Annotated in this window: 1 protein-coding gene; it reads right to left on the bottom strand. The window is 70.8% G+C overall.

The annotated features are described in order from the left end of the window. The coding region (locus tag ACSDR0_RS50615) for a condensation domain-containing protein (RefSeq protein ID WP_435296136.1) at window positions 1-1,356 on the bottom strand (1,356 nt) is incomplete at its 3' end. Between the last annotated feature and the right edge of the window lie 12 nt (window positions 1,357-1,368).

Below are 1,368 nucleotides of genomic sequence, written 5' to 3'. Positions count from 1 at the left end.
GGGGCGCTCGACCGGGGTGATGCCGCACAGTTCGGCCACCTCGTCGAGGGGGACGTCCTCGGCGACGGCGCGGACCAGCAGGGTCTCCATCCCGCGCAGCAGCGCGTGGACCGTGGTCCGGGGCAGGTAGGCGGTGTCGGCCAGCAGGTGGAGTTCGCAGGCGTGCCGGGCCTGGCCGACGATGAACTGGACCGTGGTGGCGTCCACGTGCTCCCAGGAGCCCGCCGGGGAGAAGGTGGTCCGTTCGGTGAGGGCGGCGATCACGGCGGGGTCTCCCGGAGGCTCCACCGCGGGCAGCTCCGGCCAGTCGCCGCCACCCCTCGTGTCGTTGAAGTAAGCCGACAGGTCGATGGGGCCACCCCGCTCGCGGCCAAGCTCCTCGCGCATCGCCATCAGCCTCAGCGGTTCGTAGAGGGCGTGGCGGTAGGCGGTCAACGCCTGCCGATGCCCCTCCCGAACCGCCTGCGACAACATCCCCTCCGGCACCTCCAACAGGAAGATCCCATCCTGCGCCGCCGGACCCACCAACCCACCGATCCGCGCATCATGCCGATTGGCCGCGATCAACTGCATCGCCACCCGCCGATGCCCCGTCAACACCGACAACAACACCGCACCCGCCGTGGTCAGCACACTGGCCGAACTCACCCGCCACCGCCCCACCAACACCTGCGCCGCCACCCCCAACGCCACCGAATCCATCCGCACCCGAACAAACCGCGACTCCTCCCCCACCCCCCGCGGATAATCGAACATCGACAACGGCACCCGCTCCAACACCGCCCGCCAATGCCGAAACGCCCGCTCCCCCCGCACCACCCCCGCACCCTCCCGCTCGAACACCGCCTGATCCATCGGCTGCCACACCGGATCAGGCCCCTCCACCCCCGCCAGCACATCCCGCCAATCAACCGCCAGCAAATCCAGCGCACCCCCATCCGCCGCCAGATGCGACAACCCGAACGCCACCGCCCGAGGCCGCCCCCCCACCATCACCACCGCACACCGCACCGGCAACTCCCCCGCATAATCGAACACCCGCCCCGCCAACCCCGCCGCCACCTCCCGCGCCAACGCCATCGGCCGCACCTGCCCACCCTCGACCACCCCCACCACCAACCGCCCCGAACGCGCCACACACTGCACCATCCCCCCCAAACCCCCCGGATCCGGCCGGAAATTCGTCCGCAACGTCTCATGCCGCTCCACCAACCGCCGCACCGCCCCCACCACCACCTCAAGACTCCGCCGCCCATACACCGGCAACACCCACGGCATGTTGAAATACGGATCCCCCGCCGCCCGCCACGTGGTCAACCGCCAGATCGACGCCTGCCCCCACGTCAACGGCGCCACCCCACCCCGCGC

This window comes from Streptosporangium sp. G11, assembly GCF_051192615.1.
In the GTDB taxonomy this organism is placed as follows: domain Bacteria; phylum Actinomycetota; class Actinomycetes; order Streptosporangiales; family Streptosporangiaceae; genus Streptosporangium.
This window is presented reverse-complemented; position numbering and strand designations above follow the sequence as displayed.